Origin of the sequence: Aurantibacter crassamenti (genome assembly GCF_016811105.1) — a bacterium.
Lineage (GTDB): Bacteria > Bacteroidota > Bacteroidia > Flavobacteriales > Flavobacteriaceae > Aurantibacter_A > Aurantibacter_A crassamenti.
Window position 1 is genome coordinate 1,550,552 of sequence record NZ_JAFBGM010000001.1, and the last position, 19,397, is coordinate 1,569,948.

Genomic DNA, 19,397 nt, shown 5'->3' on the forward strand with positions numbered 1-19,397 from the left:
GAATTACATATTTAAATAATTGTTCTTTATTAGTTATTTGTTTGTGTTTTTTTTAAATCTGTGTTCACAGGTTTTCCGTGCCAGTATGATGCTAAAATGGATCCTGTAATATTCATCAATGGTCCAAATACGGCTGGTGCAAGTCCCATGGTAGTTATCTTGCCTAGTGAATTGGCAATGCCAGATGCTAGACCACCGTTTTGCATTCCTACTTCTATCGCAATAGTTCGGGCATCTTGCTTGTTCATGTTGAAAAGGCGAGCGTACCAATATCCGAGGGTATAGCCAAACAGATTATGAATCAATACTAGCACCATTAGAATACCTCCAATTTTTATTAGATTGTCTCTTCCTGCTGCAGTTATTATGGTGATAATTATACCTATTGCTAACATTGAAACTATAGGCATTGCTTTATCGAGCCATTTGGCACTGTCCTTTCTAAGTTTATTGAATAATAATCCGGCACCAATAGGGAGGATAATCATTTTGACAATACTCCACATCATGGTTAAAACATTGATTTCAATAAATTCTCCTGCTAACAATTTCATTAACACCGGGGTAATAAAAGGTGCTAATAGTGTGGCTATAGAGGTTATTGTAATTGAAAGAGCTACGTTGGCATTGGCTAAATAAGCCATGACATTTGAGGCTACTCCGCTAGGAGAGCATCCAATTAAAACAATGCCGGCAGCTATTTCAGGTGGAAAATCACTGGTTTTCGCTAAAGCAAAACCGACTAAAGGCATTATTAATAATTGGGCAGAAACGCCAATAAATACGCCTTTAGGTGTTTTAAATACTGCCGCAAAATCTTTGACACTCATTGAGGTTCCCATACCAAACATAATTATTTGAATCAAAGGAATTATTAAGCCAGTCAATTTATAGCCATTAATTTCCAAAAATAAATAGGGGTAATACAACGCCGCTGCAACACCTGCAAATATCATAGTTGTAAAGACTAACCCATTGAAAGATTTATACCCACTAAACCCGAGTGCTAAAGTGGCGAAAAAGGCAAGAAAAAAGATGCCAGCACTAGCAATGTCACCAATGCTTATTTTCCAAAGAATGATTAAAAATAAAATAGCTGCAGCGCCAAGTGAAATGGAGTAGATACTTAGTTTTTTCAATTTTTAATTTATTTAGTAAACAAGGGCCATTTAGTTCTATACCTAAATGACCCATTGTTTTGATTTTTAATTAAAATGGTTTTATTGATCCCACCATACTCTAGATTCTAGGTTGTCAGGTCCTTGTCTGCTGATAGCCTCCTGTAGGTTTGCTGAGTTAACAGTTTTCTCTCCATCGGGATAAGTAAGCCTGCGAATAAAGGCTTCGGTGTTAAGTTCACCTCCTGGATATGGATTTGGCAAGACATTAGGAAAGCCACTTCTTCTAAAGTTAGCCCAACTTTCAGAACCATTTAGAAAAGTTGAAATCCAATATTGATTGTTAATTTCTTCTAATTCTGAACCGGGTGTCAATGTATGCGCAGCTAAGTAAGTTGTTATATCATCTTCGGCTATGGCCGTATTTCCAGGCCAATCAGCAAACTGTTCCATGTTTGCCCGAATCGCACTTTGATATACGGCATTTGCATCTCCGGTTGCCCATCCGCGAACGATAGCTTCTGCATGCAACAACAATGTTGCTGAATAGGTTACAAAGAAATTGGGTGCTTCAGGGGCTCCGAGTCTAGTTCTGTCTAGTTGGCTGTAATCAAAAAGACTAGCAACACCATCTGCGGCAACTTGGCTAGCAATGGTAGTATTATCAAAACCCTGTGGCATTCCAATTTGAATTGATGGATCTCGATTCGCATTTTCAGGTATTTGGCCGCCTTCAGAATCTGATCCCACATATCGTACTGCGATGGCAGCAAGTCTTGGATCATCATTATTCTGTAAAAAGTCAACAAATTCTTTATCCAAATAATAAAACGGAGCTTGACCACCATTTAGGTTTGTTCCAATGTTGTTTCTAAAACTAGCGTCATGACGAACCAAAGCGTTATCCTCATTTGAGTTCATAATTCCCGCCGAAATAGCTTTTGCGGCATATTCTTGAGCCTTGGCAGGATTAACTTTAACCAATCGCATTGCAGCTCGTAACAATAGAGAATTACCTAACCTTTTCCATGCAGAAATATTATCACCAATTCCGGCGCCCGCATACATTACTTCTTGATTAACAGCATCTTGTGATGGGTTTAATGCTGTAGAAGCCTCGTCAAGTTCCTTTAGTATATCGTCATAAATTTGTTCTTGCGGTGTATATTTCGGAAATGGAATCTGTTCTAAAAATCCTTGGCCTGCCTCAAAATATGGCACATCACCATAAGTGTCAGTTAAAATCATAAATTCATGAGCACGCCATATACGAAGCATGGACATTAGATTTATTTTTTCAGGTTCTTCAGCTAAAGTGGCAATACCATCTGTTAGATTCTTAAGAGTAGTTCGATAACCACTATTCCAAAGTTCAGTGGTTGCTGCTCGGTTATCTTGATTGAGATTCGCACCTGTACCAACGCCAGCAAAAGGCGTAATCATTTGCCGTACAATCGTTGTTTGATAGGTAAGGCTATTGTAATATGTTGGTGCTCCTTCTATGATAGCCGTATTCAATTGATAGGTAGGGTCGATAGATATCAAACGTACCTTGTCGGTGTTGAGTTCGTCAAAACCGTCATCACATGAGCCAAGAAAGGTTAGTACCAAAAATGCTCCAGTTATATATTTTATTATATTTTTCATAATTCTTGGTTTAAAATTTAATGTTCATATTAAAACCGATATCCCTTGTAATCGGTAGGCCTGTAGCTTCAAGACCTGTAAACATATCGCCGATGATGCCATTTTGGTCTGGATGGATATGTGGTACCCATTTTTTCAGAACCGCTACATTATTCGATACAATATCAAATTTGAGGCTCTTGATAAATTTGACACTTTCTAAATGCTTGGTGAAATCATACCCAATGGAAACTTGTCGTAGTTGCCATGAGCCAGCGTTGAATAAAGATGCTTCGGATCCTCTATGAGAGCGAATAGTTTGATAATAACCTTGAATGTCAGCTTGAGCAGTATTAACGCTTCCGTCTAGATTTACACCATCACCCACAACATACCCGACATCTCTACCAACTAAAGTGGCTTTGTCAAGTCCGTGTCTATAAGCGTTAATATGTGTTCCTGAAATCATCTTATGACCAAGTTTGAAATCTATCAAAAAGGATGCAGTCAGGTTTTTATATTTAAAGCTATTTGTAAAACCGCCGACCCATTTGGGTAAAGCTGAACCAAATTCAATTTGTTCTTCCGATCGTAATGGAAATCCATTGTTTTCGTCAAAGATTTGATTCCCTTGATCATCACGTAGCCATCCCCAGCCATAAAGTTGAGCCATTGGCTTGCCTACTACTTGTCTTAATTCACCATGAAATTCTGCAGTTCCAACTGTAATAAAGTTATCATCAACATTTTCTCCTAAGCTCAAAACTTCTGAGGTGTTATACGATACGTTCGCTGAGGTGTTCCAAGAAAAGTCATCTGTTTGAATTGGACTAACTCCTAAAAATAATTCAACTCCTTCATTTCTACTTTCGCCAACATTTATAAGTCGGGTTGTGTAACCTGAGGCGTCAGAAGTTTGTGCTTGAAGAATTTGATCAGAAGACAACTTGTTATAATAAGACGCTTCAAATCTTAAGTTGTTGAATAAAGTCATTTCCAAACCTATTTCTCTTTCAGCAACGCGCATCGGTTTTAAATTTGGATTTGGAATTGTATTTGTATTAATGCCACCAACAGGTTGACTTAAAAGTTGCAACGGATTGATTCTGTAAGGCAAATTATCAGCATATGGTCCCACATCAGTATCACTACCAACTTCAGCATATGCAACACGTATTTTGCCAAAAGACAACCAACTGGGCATCTTTAATGCCTGACTAAAAACAAAACTACCCGTTATGGATGGATAGAGAATACTTCTATTTTCAGGACTTAAAGTAGAAAACCAGTCATTTCTAGCCGTAGCGTTTACATATAAAAAACCTCCGTACGAAAGTTCAGCTGCACCGTATAATGAATTTATTTCTTCTTCACGTCGAGTATATTCTGGTGATACTGTACTTGCGTTTCCAATTGTATATAAGTCTCGGGTATAAAAATTTTGACCTAAAATGGTATTCACATCTGATCGGCGGTACATTTTATTTCCACCGAAGTTCAACATGGTTCCAAACTCGCCAAACTGCTTGTTAGCGCTAATTAAAAAGTCTACATTGACTTCTCTAAATCGTCGCTGATCTTGAATATATTGACCATTAACAAAACCAGGTGGAGGATCAGATTGTCTTTGACTTCCGGTTGGTAAATTATAGTCTACATCACGCATGTAATAATCTTGACCAATACGTGCTTGCGCAAACAACCAATCGGCAAATTCATATTTAGTTGTAATATTTCCAAAAACTCTATCTCGCGTATTATTTTCAAATCTTTTTAAAGCGAAATACGGGTTCGTTCTATTTGTAAATCTTGAATAAGGTATTTCATCACCGTTTTCATCACAGCAATTTTCACGCAATAAATCAAGCGGCATGGTTGAGGCAAGTGTGTAAATAACCACTGGGCTAAAATCTTGCTCAGCAATGTTTGGCGGGTTGGTACGTACCTCATTAGAGTAGTTTACATTTCCAGAAATTGTAAACTTATTTAGCGTTTGCGAGAATCCCATGTTAATAGTTCTTCGTGCAAAATCTGATCCAGGTAGAATCGATGTTGCATCCATATTTGCTGCGGAAAAACTAATTCCACCATTTTCACCACCGGAGGCAACACTTATAGTATTCATTAAGGTAGAGCTATTTCTATAGTAATCTCTAATTTTATTTGGAGTAGGAGTGTAGGGTACTACTAATCCATCAAAGAGGACTTGGGTGCCACCTACGGGTTCTCCAAAGCTCCAAACACCTGTATTTGGAAAAGGGGAGTTTGGTCGAACACCACCTTCACCTTGTCCATATTCGTATTGGTAATCTGTGAAATCTAAAGGAGATCCATTTGTGTAATTTGCATTGTAAGTGACTTCAACTCCACCATCTTTCGATCCGCTTTTAGTTGTTATCATTATTACCCCATCTTTTGCCCTGGAGCCATAGAGGGCAGATGCTGCTGCGCCTTTTAATATGGTCATTGTTTCTACATCATCTGGGTTGATACTACTTAAGCCATCACCACTATCAGATCGTCTATTGCTACCCACTTCGGCAGCATCACCCTGAACACCAAAAGAAGTGTTGTTAATTGGCACCCCATTCACAACAATCAATGGTGAATTGTTATTTCCGAAAGATGAAATTCCCCGTATTCTTATTTTACTACTTCCTTGGGGGCCAGAGCCTAAACCAGAAATGTTTACCCCTGCAACTTTGCCTTGAAGGGCATCCATAAAATTAGGAGTACGGTTTACGGCAAATTCATCTGAATCTACTTTAGCTGTAGCATAACCTAGTGTTTTTCTATCTCTTTCAATACCAAGAGCGGTGACAACAACTTCACCTAGAGCTTGAGCACTTTCTTCTAGTGAAACATTAACGGTTGATTGCCCATTAACAGCAATTTCTTTGGCAGTAAACCCGATATAACTGAAAACCAGAATGGCACTGTCACCAGCTACATTTATGGTATAATTACCATCAAAGTCAGATGTGGTACCGGTGTTAGTACCTTTTACAAGAATACTGGCGCCTGGCAGTGGTGCACCGTTCGAATCTGTTATTGTTCCGCTTATATCGCGATCTTGAATATCAATTTCAAGAGTCGATGCTTTTTTTTCTAAATCAATTGTTTCGTTTCGGGTTAAAACAATATGATTATCTACAACCTTAAATTTGGTTTTGCCATCAGTAAATAGTTTTTTTAATATCTTTTCTATTCCTTGTTTTTTGGCATGAATATTCACTTTGCGGTCTAGGTTTAACTCATCCTTGCTGTAGAAAAATTTAAATTCAGTCTTTGATTCTATTGTTTCTATTACCTCAAGAATAGTGGCTTCTGTTTTGTCTAAGTCAATTTTGGTTTTCTGAATCTCTCCAGTTTTTGCTTCTAATTGAAAAAACGAGACCATTAATATTAGAGCTAAAAGCTTTGCTTTTAGATTAAGTCTTGAGAGTGTGTTGTGGTTAACAACAGCTGTGTTGGTTAATATGTTTCTCATTTTGTTGTTATTTTAAGTATTCATTTAACTTCTGTTACTGACTTTTTTTATCCATAGAAAAATGTTTTGGTTATAGTTTTTCATTGAGAGTAATTGTGTTTCCATTTATCCTAAAATCAAATGAGGTATGTTCTTGAAATACCTTTAAAATTTGATTTATGGACTCTTTGGTAAAGGTTCCAGTAAATCGTTTGTTATGTAATTGTGGTACTTGATTATCTATTTTAATATTAAAATGTCTTTCTAACTCTTTAGTAATAACTTCAAATTCATCGTTAATGAATAATAACTGACCTTGTGCCCATGCTATATGTTTATCTACATTGACTTGGTCAATTTCAATTGCATTGTTTTCGATTGTAGCTCGTTGGCCTGGTTCAATTTTCATGTTTTTTAGCTCATTTTCATGTTCTTGATTTGTATTGTATACACCTACGCTTCCTTCAATTAAAACTGTTGAGGTATTGTTCTCATTCTTGTAGCTTGATACATTAAACTTTGTGCCATAAACTCGGGTATTCATCTGGTCGGTAATTACCGTAAAGGGCTGTTCTTTGTTTTTTGCAACAGAAAAATATGCCTCACCATCTAGGTAAACATTTCTTGGTTCTCCTTTAATAAATGCTACCGGATAACGCAATTTTGAACCCGAGTTCAATATTACTTTTGAACCATCTGAAAGTTTAAGTTCAAACCTTTTTCCGTAGGGAATAATAAGTTCGTTAAACGCTGTTGTTTCTCTTTTTGTTAAGTTGCTTTCTTCATATGTAAGGGTGTTTTTGTTGTGGGCAACAACTTTATCTCCTTGTGCATTCTTAATTACTTCTGATGAAGTTTCATTTATAACCTGTATGGATCCATCTTCTAGTTTTAGTATTATTTCGCTATTGGTTATTGTAGATGTTTCTTCATGTGTATTAAAGTTTGTATACCGGTATACGCTTAAAGCAATCACAACAATTCCTATAAATACTGCCGCAATTTTTACTATATTCTTTATGTAACCAGGCGCTATTTTGAATTGAGAATGTTTGCTTGATTCACCATTTCTTTTTTTAATTATGTTTTGCCACATAACATCGAAATCTTCATCAGGTAATTCATTCGAATCATCATCAGCAAGCAGCCTTATAAATTGTGCGGCACTTTCAATAATTTCTTTTTTTTCTGGATGCTTTGATATCCAGTTGTCCCAAAAGTTTTGTGTCTCATTATCTGGTCTTAAAACCCATTTTTGAAAATAGGCATCTACAATAAAATCGTCTTCTGAATAATGAGTGTACTTCATGCTTATACAATGCTTTTTGTAATAAAGAAAAATGCTTTGTTAATAGTAAGAGAAGAAATATTTGTTTTTACCCCATGGAATAATTTTTTTAACAAAACAGTTTTATTAAATCTTACAAAACTTGATACAATATGTATTTTAGGGGTTTGGTAACGATGTAAAAAGAATGATGTATTTATTTAAAAAAAAACAGCATTGTAACAAGCAACGCTGTTTTTTAAGAACAACTTTAAATATGAAATAAAGTCTTTTCAATAATTCATATCAATGGCATGCATTAATGCCTTGATGTACCCAAAGGCATAAGCATGCCCCTGTAAATAAGCTGCTGGATCTTCATGGTGTGGTATATGGTCGGGCATGACCATGGCATCATAACCCACGTCGCGTAATGCAACCAAAATTTCACCAAAATCCATATCGCCGTTATCGGGATACACTTCTTGAAAATTGTTATATTTTCCTTTTATATTTCTTAAATGGATATTGAATATTTGTTTACGCTCACCAACCCATTTTATAATTGGTAAAATCTCAGTTCTCGGATCTTGGAGACCTTCTGCAGTTGAGCCTAAACATAAGTTAAACCCATGGGCAGGACTATCATATAATTGTGCAAAACGTTTAATGCCTTCAAATACATCAGGACTGTTCCAACGAGTGATTCCGCGATATCCTACTGGAGCAGGTGGATCGGCAATGTGGTTGGCCAACTTTACATTGTATTCTTCAGCAACGGGAATTACACGGTCTAAAAAGTATGTTATTCGTTCGTATATTTCATCAATATCAACTTTGCCCGCAATGGTAAGTCCTTCATTTTTTGCCAGAGCTTCTTCTAAATTCCAGCTACGGTAATAGGTGTTGCCACGCGAAGTATCTAGGGTGTCTCCTGTTCTAAGAATAACATGAATGATTGTATTATAGTTCAAAACTTTTACACCTGTTTTACTTGCAACGGTAATCATTTGTTGAATCAATTCAATTTCACGATCACGTGCCGGGCTTTTGCCCAACATAATATTAGGAGTGCTAATGTTCTCAATTCCGGCTGATGATAATGGAAGGTGGTACGCATCTAGTTTAATGCCATATTTTTCACAAGCATCACGTTTTCTCATAGAATCGTCAAGATCCCAGCCAACACCTTCTATGAATTTTGGAGAGCCACCATCCATATTAAAAACACCATAACGAGCTAGAAATTCGAGATTTTGTTTGCCAGTTCCTCCATGTTGGCACCCAACATTATATAAAATTGGCTTTTTGGTTACTGCTGCTACAGTTTCATTCTTTTCTGCTTTTTTTTCAGTTTGTGCACATGATGTTGATAGTAATCCTGTTGTGCCTATAGCAGTTGCGCCTAATCCACCTTTCAATAAAGTGGAAAGAACTTTTCGGCGATTTATGCCCTGTTTGTTTGTAGATGATGCGACATGTTTATCCATAATATTAAATTTTAATTACAATTTTTCTAAAGACCAATTACCATCGCTGCAGTTCAAATTGCCAATCAGGAATTACCTTTTTCATTTCAATTTCATCATTTCGTTCTTTTAAGCCACAGGCTAAAAAGTTTTCATGTAGTTTTTGTAATTGTTCTCGGTCTAGTTCAACACCAAGACCTGGTCCGTCAGGTATTTTAGCCAAACCATCTTCTATTTTTATTTTTCCACCTTTTATGACTTCATCAACTTGCCAAGGGTAATGTGTGTCTAGTGCATAATCTAAATGTGGAACAGCTGCTCCCAAATGCACCATTGCTGCCATAGAAATGCCAAGATGACTATTTGAATGCATTGAAAATCCTCTTCCAAAAGTCTGGCATATTTTATTGAGTTCCATTGATGCACGCAAACCTCCCCAAAAATGATGATCAGATAAAATGATATGCTCAGAGCCTAATTGTATACTTGAGGGAATGTCATTAAATGATGTTGTACACATATTAGTTGCTAAAGGAATGTCAACTTCTTTACTCAATAAGGCCATATTTTCTTGACCGCGTACAGGGTCTTCATAATATTCTAAAATGCCTTCCATTTTTTTTCCATACTTAATTCCAGTTTCTAAAGACCAAATAGCATTTGGATCTAGTCGTAAGGGAACTTCATGGCCGAAAGCTTCATAAAGCGCTAACATGCTGTCACATTCTAAATCTGGAGGAAATGCTCCGCCTTTTAGTTTTATTGATTGAAACCCAAATGCTTCACACATAGCTTTTGCTTGTGAAACAATTTGTTCTGGAGTAACAGCTTCTTCTTGCCTTGCCTTAAGCCATCCAGAAGTATTTTTTTCCATACCAAAACCTAATTCCCCACCAGCTCCTTCGTATTTGTAGAATAAATAGGCAGCAAATGGTACTTTATCTCTTGAGCGTCCTCCCAATAAATCGACAACAGGTCTGTTTAATTTTTTTCCGATACAATCTAAACAAGCAACTTCCATTGCGCTAAAAAGATGCACGAGTAGGCGTTGATCCCATGGTGCTACACCTCTTTGGTCTTCATGCTTTCCAAATTTTTCTTGAATCAATTTTTTTATAGCATTGAGTTCAAAAACATCTTGACCAATAAGATGAGTTTTAAGTTTCTCTAATGAATTATATATTTTTTCACTGCCAGGAATCTCACTAAGACCTATAATACCAGCGTCTGTTATTACTTCTACAATAATTCTTAAGGCATAAGGAGCATGTAAGCCAGCGGCGTTCAATAAAGGTGGGTCACCAACTGCAATTTGTGTGTTTTGGATATTGGTTATTTTCATTTCAAAAGTTGCTTTTTATTTAAAGGAAATCACTTTACTTGTTTTTTAAATGTGGTTTATGTTGCTATTTCTGACGGTAACCATTAAAAACCGCTCATGCTTAAACTAATGGCCATATTTGCGCTGCGATTAAAATCACAATCAACCCAGTAACGCCCATAATAGTTAACATAGGTGAGAAGGTTTTTAATACTTCTTTTTCAGTTAGGTTGCTCATTTTACAAACAATCCAAAATCCACTGTCATTCATCCATGGAAATATTTTAGATCCGCATGCAATAGCTAGTCCAACATATAATTGGTGATAGCCTAAATCCATAGTTGCAGACATACCTGCTAGAATGCCCGAGGCTGTAATCATTGCTACTGTAGCTGAACCTTGAGCAGTACGCACAACCACTGCAATAAAAAAAGCAAGTGGTATTATTGCCATTTGATAACCTTGAGTCAATTCGCCAATGCGTGCGCTAATACCAGTCTGTTGCAGCATTCCACCGAAAGCGCCACCGGCTGCAGTAATCAAAATTATTACCCCACCACTCATCAATGCAGTTTGTACTGCTTTAGTCATTGCAGAGGTGTCATTTTTTTTCTGACGAACTAATATTACTAAAGCTGATAATCCACCGCAGATTAGCGCAGTGTTTTTTTCTCCAAAGAAATTAATTAATGTTACAAGCAGATTATCTGAGTTACCTATTTCCATAAACGTATCCATTAGTGCTTTGGTTGTAATGAAAATTAATGGGATTAAGACCGGTAGCGTTGAAAGCCATAGTGATGGCAAATGAGAATCTTCTTGTAACGATAAAGCTTTAATGTCTTTTAAAGGAGCATCAGGTGAATCGCGCAATGGAACAGGCCATTTACGATTCGCCCACACTGCGTACATATACCCTGTCGAAATTGTAAAAAGACCCACCAAAGTGCCGCCGAGCATCATCATGCCAATTGGGATATTCATTTCACTTATTAAAAAAAGTGGGCCGGGGGTAGGGGGAACTAATGAATTGGCCATTGCTGCGCCGGCAGTAATTGCAAGTACCAGCAATAAATAATTCTTTCCCATTTTATTCGCCATTGCTTTAGCTAATGGAATCATTAAGTAAAATACGGTATCAAAAAAAACAGGAATTCCTAGAAAAAAACTACCACCCAAAAATGAAAGTGGTGCATTTTTTACACCTGTCCATTTAATAAGTGATCTTATTATTTTTTCGGCAGCGCCACTTTCAAGCATACACTTTCCAATTATAGCTGCCATGGCAATTAGTATTCCTATTTTACCACAGGTTTCTCCAAATGCGGTTGCAATTCTTTTTCCTACATGCCAATTAGACATTTGTAATGCTGCCTCAGCAGAAGATCCTTTGCTTAATGAGAAGATTTCAACAGCTGAAGCAGGTGTCATTATCGCGACAACAAATGCAGCTATTAAGAGGGCTAAAAAAGCATGTAATCTTAGGCCAATTATTCCACCAACAACTATTATTATTCCTATTAAGAGTATGAACAGGGGGTCTGTTAAAAAACTTTCCATGTTGTAGTGGTGAAATTATTTTATTAGAGTTTGGTTGCTTTAAGTACTAAGAGGTAGAAACTTAATTTTTACCCCATCAAAAACAATATTTTTTTAATTACTATCCATCGACGCTCCCAATACTAGGATGAATAAAATCTAATTGTAAAATGTTGTCTATATGATTGAAACCTCAATATAAATAAGCCATGCATTTAGTATTGTGACCATCAATACATAAAAAGGACAAAATAGCAATTGTGAAATTTATAAAATATGATAGGTAAAATGTTTGATTTCTTATTTTTATTTGTATTATATTAACATATTATTAAGTTTTCGGGTACTTTAATCATTTTTCATAATAAGGATCAAGGTTTTGAGCTTAGATATTATATATGCAGATATTTATTTAGCGGATGATAATCCCCTGGTTTATGTTGCGTCTGAAAACCTGAGTCCAAAAGAACAGGATAGATTGTTATGGCAAGAATTTCAAGCTGGAAGTGAAGTAGCTTATGCTAAGATTTATGAAAATAATGCTAGAATTTTATATAATTATGGGCTCAAATTGGTCAATGATAAAGAACTAATTAAAGATTGTGTTCAAGATCTTTTTGTAGAAATTTGGAATACCAAACACAAATTGGCTCCTGTTAAGTCTATTAAATCTTATCTATTTAAATCGATTAGAAGAAAGATAATTTCAGAGATTGTGAAGAAACGCAAGCTGTCTTCAGTTTCGACATTATCCTCATTTTTCAATTTGGGTTTAAGTCAATCTGTAGAATGGAATATTATAGAGAAACAACGATTTGATTGGCAACATCAAAAGTTAAATCAAGCCATGAAGAGTCTAACAGATAGACAAAGAGAGGCTGTTCATCTCAAATATTATGTTCAACTTAGTTATTCAGAAATTGCGAAAGTCATGTCACTTAGTAAGAAAGGTGCGTATAAACTCATGGCTAGATCAATAACTGTACTTCGAAACCATTTGTCAGATAAGAATTAGAATAATTAATTGCACAACTTTCAAAATACCTGGTTAATTCAAAGTTGTCTAAAAATAATTAAGCAAAGCAATCACTCCATTATAAGAAATGATACAGGCAAAAAGCAATGCTATTGTCAACCCACAGTTTACCCAAAAACTGGTTTTGTAGTCTTTCATTATTTTTTTGTTGTTAATAAGTAAAAGTATACCGATGATAACAACAGGAAGAATAAACACATTGAATACTTGCGAAACAATTTGCATCTCGATAGGGTTTGCACCAAAAATGGGGACAATTAAGGCGAACAAACATGCGAAAAATGTTATTATTCTAAACTGCGTTGAGCTAGTGTCTAATTCTCCTGATTGATAATCTGCCACTAAAATTGGGGCAATTAAAAGGCAAGGAAAAATAGAAGATAGGCCGGCACTTAAAGTTCCGAAAAAGAAAAGTGTTAATGCAAATTTACCCGCAACTGGTTCTAGGGTGTTTACCATGTCTAAAACTTTAGTAACAGGTTGCCCTTGATGGAATAATGCACCGCTGGCTACTGCCATTACCGAAGCACTAATTATAAAAACAAGACTTGCTGCTATAATTGCATCTTTTTTTTGCTGTTTTAAGTGTTTGATAGTCCATCCTTTTCCTTTTACAAAAAGTGGTCTTGATAAAAATGTAGCTGCCGCCATAGTAGTACCTACAAATGCAGCTACCATCATTTGACCACCTTCAACTTTAGGAACAGATGGAACCAAACCTTGTACAACTTCTATTGGCAAGGGATAGACCATAAACAATGATATTATGAAAGAGAGGCCCATAATTGTAACGAATATGACCAGTATTTTTTCAAAGAAAGTATATTTTCCAATTAGCAATAATGCATACATTATGGCAATTACTACAATGGCTACGATCAAAACTGTTTCGTACCTGAGACCCTCAAGTTGCGGAAAGTAAATTAGAAAAATTTCGTAGATAATATTTGCTGAAATACCCAATATACCCATCAGAGAATTCCATTGCCCGAATGAAATACCTATGATGATTAGAATAGCGAGAATTTTTCCGCCTTTGATGTGCTTTTTAAAACTGTATAATGCCGTTTCACCTGAGATTAGGGCATAGTTGCCATAAGCGTACATTAAGAGTCCTGAAAAAATACAACTCAATAATAGCACCCAAAGCAATTGCATTCCGTATGTGCTTCCGGCGACAATCATAGAGGTTACACTACCGGTTCCAATGGTATAACCTATTGCGAAAATTCCTGGGCCAAATGCAAGAACAATAGCTAACAACTTTTTTATAATTGAACCTTTAGTGTTAGACTCTTCCATTATGATTAGTTTTTTAATTCTTTAATCTTCGCCAAAGTTTCTTTTACAGTATTTTCTAAAGCAGTGAAATCTTGATTAGCTAAGATTTCTTTACTTATCAGTTGCGATCCTAGGCCTACGCATGTGACGCCAGCATCAAACCATCCTTTTAAGTTGGAGGTTTCGGTACTAACACCACCAGTTGGCATAACGCTAGTCCAAGGTTGTGGTCCCTTTATAGCTTTTACAAATCCAGGGCCATAAGTAGAACCAGGAAATAGTTTTACAATTTCACATCCTAATTCTTCAGCTTTATTTATTTCAGTTAATGAGCCACAACCAGGAGACCAAAGTACTTTTCTGCGATTACAAACAATTGCAATATCTTCTCTTAAAGATGGTGTTACTATAAAATTAGCGCCCATTTGCATGAACATTGATGCCGCACCAGCGTCAGTAATAGAACCTACTCCCATTATCATACCTGGTAATTCTTTTAAAGCGAATTTGTTAAGTGTTAAGAAAACTTCATAAGCGAAATCACCACGGGCTGTGAATTCCATTAATCTAGCTCCGCCATCATAACAAGCTCTGAGAACTTTTTTACCTAATTCAATATCTTCATGATAAAATAATGGAACCATGCCAGTTTCTTTCATCACATTTGCTACTTCTATTCGTGTATATTTTGCCATTTCTATTATACTTCTTGCAATATTTTATTAAAATAATATTCTTCTGGATTGTTTAAATACTCCTTTGCTTTATCATAGTCTTCTTCTGATAAATAATGTAAATTCTGAAAACACAATTGTGCAAACTCAGAATTAATATCTACTAATCGTGGGGCTATTTTGCCATCTTTGTCTTGTAAATCTTTTAAGTAAAGTGGTCTTACCTCGCCTTTAGAATTAGCCATTACAATACATCCGCTTACCCCATCGTCAAACATTTTTTTAACTCCAAGACCTAATAGTGTGCATAAGGTTAAGTCAAAACCAATAGGTCTGCAGCAGCGTAATTCATATCCTAATTCTACAGGTCTACTTTTAATATTGATCCCCAATTCTTTTAATTTAACTTGAACCAACATGTTAAATATGTGTGATTTACTCACATTGCCAAGTTCAGGATGACCATGGTCATCATATGTGAAATTAATTCCACAATTTTTAAGTTCAGCATCCGGCATTATATGAAATACTCCTTCACTAATTAGAGCTACCCCATAATTGATGTTTTCAATTTTTCGTTTAACCATTGACGAAATAATCATTCGAACAACTTTGTCAAATGTAATTTCAGTTTTATCAAACATTTCAGGAATAATCATCATCGGAAAATGACAACTTGCAGCTATGCCAAAAGCTAAGTGCCCAGCCGACCGACCCATTGTTGACATAACAAACCAGTTTTGGCTCGTTCTCGCGTCTTCATAAGTAGTGTTGCCAATTCGTACACCTTCGTCTTTTGCTGAATGAAAACCAAAAGTTGGATTTCTATCAGGCAACGGAAGGTCATTATCTATTGTTTTTGGTACATGAATATTAGCAATAGAAATATTCTCTTTGGCAAGGTAACCTGTAATTTTGTTGGCAGTAGAGGCGGTGTCATCACCACCTATACTAACCAACAGTTTTACATTATTTTGAGAAAAAAGATTAGTATTTATTTTCTCATCACTTGGTTTGAATCTACTCATTATAAGGGTAGATCCACCTCTACTAAAAATGCGATCTGCATGTGCAAAATCGAACTCTTTTATTTGTGGTTCCAGTGAAAAGATTCCTTTAAAACCTTCATGTAAACCAAGTACTCTGTAACCATCTTTTAGAAATATTTTAGCCACGGTACTAATGACAGCATTTATGCCGGGCGCAGGGCCTCCACCGCATATAATTAATATAGATTTAGTAGAAGCCATTTAAGTATTTTTAAAAGTTATCGTGCCACTCTACCCGATGCGTCACCACTCATTAATTTTTCTACTTCAGGTACCGTTACTAAATTGGCATCACCCTTAATAGTGTGTTTGAGGCATGAAGCTGCCACTGCAAAATCTAATGCGTTTTGGTCGTCATCAGGGTATTGCAAAAGGCCATAAATAAGACCACCCATGAACGAATCTCCACCACCTACACGATCAACAATATGTGTTATTTGATATTGACGTGTTTCATACATTTTCGATCCATCCCATAAAACACCAGCCCAAGTATTGTGCGATGCTGAGATTGATCCTCTTAATGTTGTAATGACTTTTTTAGCCTTCGGAAATTTTTTCATCATTTGTTTACAGACTGATAAAAATGCTTCAGCCTTAACATCATGTCCATCTTTGTGAACATCTAATCCTTCAGGGTGAATACCAAAATGTTTTTCAGCATCTTCTTCATTACCCAATATTACATCACAGTATGAAGTCAGTTCTGTCATGATTTTCTCTCGATCACCACCGTAGTTCCATAATTTTGCTCTGTAGTTTAGGTCTGTAGAGATGGTAATCCCTTTTTTGTCAGCAGCTTTTACAGCTTCTAAACAAACATCAGCAGCACCTTGCGATATTGCGGGCGTAATACCTGTCCAATGAAACCATTCAACACCTTCAAAAACAGCATCCCAATCAATCATGCCTGATTCAATTTCAGCTATTGCTGAATGTGCACGATCATAAACTACTTTAGATCCTCGAGAAACAGCTCCTGTTTCAAGAAAATAGATGCCAAGTCGATCACCACCGTAGACAATTTTGTCAGTGCCAACACCTCTTTTGCGCATTTCCATAAGTGCACATTCTCCAATATCATTTTTTGGCAACCGAGTTACAAAATCTACAGGCACACCATAGTTAGCTAACGATACAGCTACATTAGATTCACCACCTCCATAAACGACATCAAAAGATGAAGCTTGAGAAAAACGTAAGAAGCCTTCTGGGGCTAAACGGAGCATTATTTCACCGAATGTTACTACTTTTTTCATATTAAATCGTATTAGTATATTTTAAATTCCTAAAGCTTGACCACCACCAATTTGGATAGTTTCTGCTGTTATAAAAGAAGCATCTTTACTAGCTAAGAAAGAAATTACACCAGCTACATCTTCTGGTTGGCCTAATCTACCTAGCATAATATTGTTTGCCCAAGAAGCAAATACTTCAGGTTTCGTTGCTTTAATTTGCGCATGAAAAGGTGTGTCAATTGTACCAGGAGAAACAGCATTAGCTCTAATTCCGTATTCAGCCAAATCTTTAGCTAAAGCTCTAGTTATTGCGTGAACGCCAGCTTTAGATGTTCCGTAGATACCAGCACCTGGGCCACCAGCCGTCCAACCTGCATTTGATGTATAGTTAATAATAGATGGGTGCTCTCCTTTTTTGAGGTATGGTATGGCAGCTCTTGAAGCAAAAAATACAGAGTCAAGATTCAATGCCATTACAAATCTGTAAAAATCAGTTGTCATTTCTTCAAATCTTGATCTTCCACCAAGTCCTCCAGCATTGTTTACTAAGACATCTATTTTACCATATTTATCACCAATTGCTTTAATGTTAGAGGTTACCGCATCATCGCTGGTAACGTCAAATCCAAAATATTCAGCTGTGATTCCTTCAGCTTCAAGTTCTTTAACTCTCTCAGCTCCTTTCTCGTCTTCAATACCGTTTAAAACTACAGTATAACCATCTTGTCCTAACCTTTTTGCTACTGCAAATCCAATTCCACCGGTAGCTCCGGTTACTACTGCTACTTTTCCTTTATTACTCATATTATATTTATTTTAAACCTGTTTTTATTAATTTTCACTTTTAAGTGCTTCAATTTTCGGTATTAGTACCCACACGCTCAGCATTGTAATTATTGCTAACGCAGCACCTATAATAAATGCTGGTGTGTAATTACCACCTGAAGTAAGCCACGGAACCAACGCTGTTAATCCGAATGCACCTAATTTGGCTGCCATACCTGCAAATCCTGATAACGTACCGACTGTTTTACCTCCAAACAAATCACTTGGTAGGGTTTGTACATTGCCAATAGCTGTTTGGAATCCAAACAATATAACTGCCATATATATTACTGCTGTTACTGGCCCTCCTGGGTTTGCCATCAGTAATAAGAATGGTAACATAATTAGACACCCAAGAGTGATTACAAACTTTCTTGTTTTGTTCACTGACCAACCTGCTTTGATACGGTTTTGAGCTAAAAGGCCACCAAACCATGCGCCAATCATTGCTCCTACATAAGGTACCCATGCATAGAAACCGATTGATTTAACATCCATACCGTATACTTCATTTAGATAAATGGGTATCCAGAAAATAAACAACCACCAAATAGGGTCAAGTGCAGCAGATGCTATAATTACTCCCCAACTTTCTTTATGCTTAAGCATTTTTCCAGTTTCAGGGTTATAACCTTCATCAAATTCTCCATCCTGATCTTCATCTTGATTTTGTTGTCCGGTTAAAATGTATTCTCGTTCTTCATCTGTTATCCATGGATGCTTTTTTGGTGGAGATTTCACTAGAATCCACCATGGAATAAGCCATAATAAGCCTGTTACACCTACTAAAATAAAAATCCAATTCCAGCTAAAATAGACCGACAGCAATCCAATAGTAGGAAAGGCAACAATCCCACCAATTGCCGCACCAGAGTTGAAGAGACCTTGGGCAAATGCTCGTTCTTTGGTTGGAAACCACTCTGCATTAGCTTTTGCCGCTCCCGGCCAGTTTCCTGCTTCAGATACACCTAATAACGAACGGAAAATACTTAATGTAACTATTCCTCTGGCAAAAGCATGTAATGCTGTTGCAATTGACCAAAATCCAATTGAAAGTGTGAATCCAATTCTTGTTCCAAGTTTGTCGAATATTTTTCCAAAAATGGCTTGACCAAATGCATAAGAAAATATGAATAACGTAGATATAAAAGCATAGATTCCTTTACGTTCGTCTGATGTTTTATCTGGATATAAATCTTCGGCAATATCAGGCCAAAGTACTGGTAGAGCCTGACGATCAATGTAATTGATTACAGTAGCCAATGCAATTAAGGCTATGACCCACCATCTTAATCCTTTGAATTTCATATTTCGTGTTTTTGGTTATTTATCTTCTATTATAACAATAGTAGACCAGCAGGCATTAGAGCCTGATGCTTACATTTATACTTAAATCTAGCTAATAACTTTCTGGGAATATCGTAGTGAAAACTATGATAAGCGTAATTATATAGTTTGTGTTAAGTATTATTTTCCCTTCAATA

General features: G+C 36.4%; 14 protein-coding genes. 1 reads left to right on the forward strand and 13 read right to left on the reverse strand.

Annotation, left to right across the window (positions count from 1 at the left end; all coding sequences use genetic code 11):
• Positions 1 to 29: 29 nt before the first annotated feature.
• From JQC67_RS06370 to JQC67_RS06400, 7 genes are all read right to left on the reverse strand, one after another.
• On the reverse strand, positions 30 to 1,139 hold the full coding sequence (locus JQC67_RS06370; protein ID WP_238934504.1) for a bile acid:sodium symporter family protein: 1,110 nt from the start codon (positions 1,137 to 1,139) through the stop codon (positions 30 to 32).
• A gap of 81 nt (positions 1,140 to 1,220) precedes the next feature.
• The gene (locus JQC67_RS06375) at positions 1,221 to 2,765 is read right to left on the reverse strand and encodes a SusD/RagB family nutrient-binding outer membrane lipoprotein (RefSeq protein WP_203251996.1); all 1,545 of its coding nucleotides are present in this window, start codon (positions 2,763 to 2,765) and stop codon (positions 1,221 to 1,223) included.
• A gap of 10 nt (positions 2,766 to 2,775) precedes the next feature.
• Complete coding sequence (locus tag JQC67_RS06380; RefSeq protein WP_203251997.1) at positions 2,776 to 6,234, reverse strand: SusC/RagA family TonB-linked outer membrane protein; 3,459 nt, start codon at positions 6,232 to 6,234, stop codon at positions 2,776 to 2,778.
• Positions 6,235 to 6,304: 70 nt separating this feature from the next.
• Positions 6,305 to 7,522: a FecR family protein gene (locus JQC67_RS06385; RefSeq protein ID WP_203251998.1), complete on the reverse strand. Its 1,218-nt coding sequence runs from the start codon at positions 7,520 to 7,522 to the stop codon at positions 6,305 to 6,307.
• Positions 7,523 to 7,773: 251 nt separating this feature from the next.
• A complete protein-coding gene (locus JQC67_RS06390; RefSeq protein WP_203251999.1) occupies positions 7,774 to 8,970 on the reverse strand; it encodes a mannonate dehydratase in 1,197 nt (398 codons plus the stop codon).
• 37 nt (positions 8,971 to 9,007) lie between these two features.
• The gene (locus JQC67_RS06395) at positions 9,008 to 10,291 is read right to left on the reverse strand and encodes an enolase C-terminal domain-like protein (RefSeq protein ID WP_203252000.1); all 1,284 of its coding nucleotides are present in this window, start codon (positions 10,289 to 10,291) and stop codon (positions 9,008 to 9,010) included.
• Positions 10,292 to 10,391: 100 nt separating this feature from the next.
• A complete protein-coding gene (locus JQC67_RS06400) occupies positions 10,392 to 11,831 on the reverse strand; it encodes a GntP family permease (protein WP_203252001.1) in 1,440 nt (479 codons plus the stop codon).
• Positions 11,832 to 12,189: 358 nt separating this feature from the next.
• Here JQC67_RS06400 and JQC67_RS06405 point away from each other — a divergent pair, with 358 nt between their 5' ends.
• The gene (locus JQC67_RS06405; protein WP_203252002.1) at positions 12,190 to 12,825 is read left to right on the forward strand and encodes an RNA polymerase sigma factor; all 636 of its coding nucleotides are present in this window, start codon (positions 12,190 to 12,192) and stop codon (positions 12,823 to 12,825) included.
• A 48-nt stretch (positions 12,826 to 12,873) separates the two neighbouring features.
• Here JQC67_RS06405 and JQC67_RS06410 read toward each other — a convergent pair whose 3' ends face one another.
• Genes JQC67_RS06410 through JQC67_RS06435 form a run of 6 tightly spaced genes read right to left on the reverse strand, consistent with a single transcriptional unit; the run spans position 12,874 to position 19,221 of the window.
• Complete coding sequence (locus tag JQC67_RS06410; protein ID WP_203252003.1) at positions 12,874 to 14,148, reverse strand: Nramp family divalent metal transporter; 1,275 nt, start codon at positions 14,146 to 14,148, stop codon at positions 12,874 to 12,876.
• Between the two features lie 5 nt (positions 14,149 to 14,153).
• A complete protein-coding gene (locus JQC67_RS06415) occupies positions 14,154 to 14,822 on the reverse strand; it encodes a bifunctional 4-hydroxy-2-oxoglutarate aldolase/2-dehydro-3-deoxy-phosphogluconate aldolase (protein ID WP_203252004.1) in 669 nt (222 codons plus the stop codon).
• Positions 14,823 to 14,827: 5 nt separating this feature from the next.
• Positions 14,828 to 16,051 carry a 6-phosphofructokinase gene (locus JQC67_RS06420; protein WP_203252005.1) on the reverse strand — a complete coding sequence of 408 codons (1,224 nt, stop codon included), beginning with the start codon at positions 16,049 to 16,051 and terminating at the stop codon, positions 14,828 to 14,830.
• A gap of 17 nt (positions 16,052 to 16,068) precedes the next feature.
• On the reverse strand, positions 16,069 to 17,109 hold the full coding sequence (locus JQC67_RS06425; RefSeq protein ID WP_203252006.1) for a sugar kinase: 1,041 nt from the start codon (positions 17,107 to 17,109) through the stop codon (positions 16,069 to 16,071).
• Positions 17,110 to 17,130: 21 nt separating this feature from the next.
• Positions 17,131 to 17,892, reverse strand: a complete 762-nt coding sequence (locus tag JQC67_RS06430) for an SDR family NAD(P)-dependent oxidoreductase (RefSeq protein WP_153755660.1) — start codon at positions 17,890 to 17,892, stop codon at positions 17,131 to 17,133.
• Positions 17,893 to 17,919: 27 nt separating this feature from the next.
• The gene (locus JQC67_RS06435; RefSeq protein ID WP_203252007.1) at positions 17,920 to 19,221 is read right to left on the reverse strand and encodes an MFS transporter; all 1,302 of its coding nucleotides are present in this window, start codon (positions 19,219 to 19,221) and stop codon (positions 17,920 to 17,922) included.
• Positions 19,222 to 19,397 lie beyond the last annotated feature (176 nt).

Coding starts and splice junctions, on each gene's coding strand:
- JQC67_RS06375 (WP_203251996.1), bottom strand. CDS start 2,765: ATGAAAAATATAATAAAATATATAACTGGAGCATTTTTGGTACTAACC.
- JQC67_RS06380 (WP_203251997.1), bottom strand. CDS start 6,234: ATGAGAAACATATTAACCAACACAGCTGTTGTTAACCACAACACACTC.
- JQC67_RS06385 (WP_203251998.1), bottom strand. CDS start 7,522: ATGAAGTACACTCATTATTCAGAAGACGATTTTATTGTAGATGCCTAT.
- JQC67_RS06390 (WP_203251999.1), bottom strand. CDS start 8,970: ATGGATAAACATGTCGCATCATCTACAAACAAACAGGGCATAAATCGC.
- JQC67_RS06395 (WP_203252000.1), bottom strand. CDS start 10,291: ATGAAAATAACCAATATCCAAAACACACAAATTGCAGTTGGTGACCCA.
- JQC67_RS06400 (WP_203252001.1), bottom strand. CDS start 11,831: ATGGAAAGTTTTTTAACAGACCCCCTGTTCATACTCTTAATAGGAATA.
- JQC67_RS06410 (WP_203252003.1), bottom strand. CDS start 14,148: ATGGAAGAGTCTAACACTAAAGGTTCAATTATAAAAAAGTTGTTAGCT.
- JQC67_RS06415 (WP_203252004.1), bottom strand. CDS start 14,822: ATGGCAAAATATACACGAATAGAAGTAGCAAATGTGATGAAAGAAACT.
- JQC67_RS06420 (WP_203252005.1), bottom strand. CDS start 16,051: ATGGCTTCTACTAAATCTATATTAATTATATGCGGTGGAGGCCCTGCG.
- JQC67_RS06425 (WP_203252006.1), bottom strand. CDS start 17,109: ATGAAAAAAGTAGTAACATTCGGTGAAATAATGCTCCGTTTAGCCCCA.
- JQC67_RS06430 (WP_153755660.1), bottom strand. CDS start 17,892: ATGAGTAATAAAGGAAAAGTAGCAGTAGTAACCGGAGCTACCGGTGGA.
- JQC67_RS06435 (WP_203252007.1), bottom strand. CDS start 19,221: ATGAAATTCAAAGGATTAAGATGGTGGGTCATAGCCTTAATTGCATTG.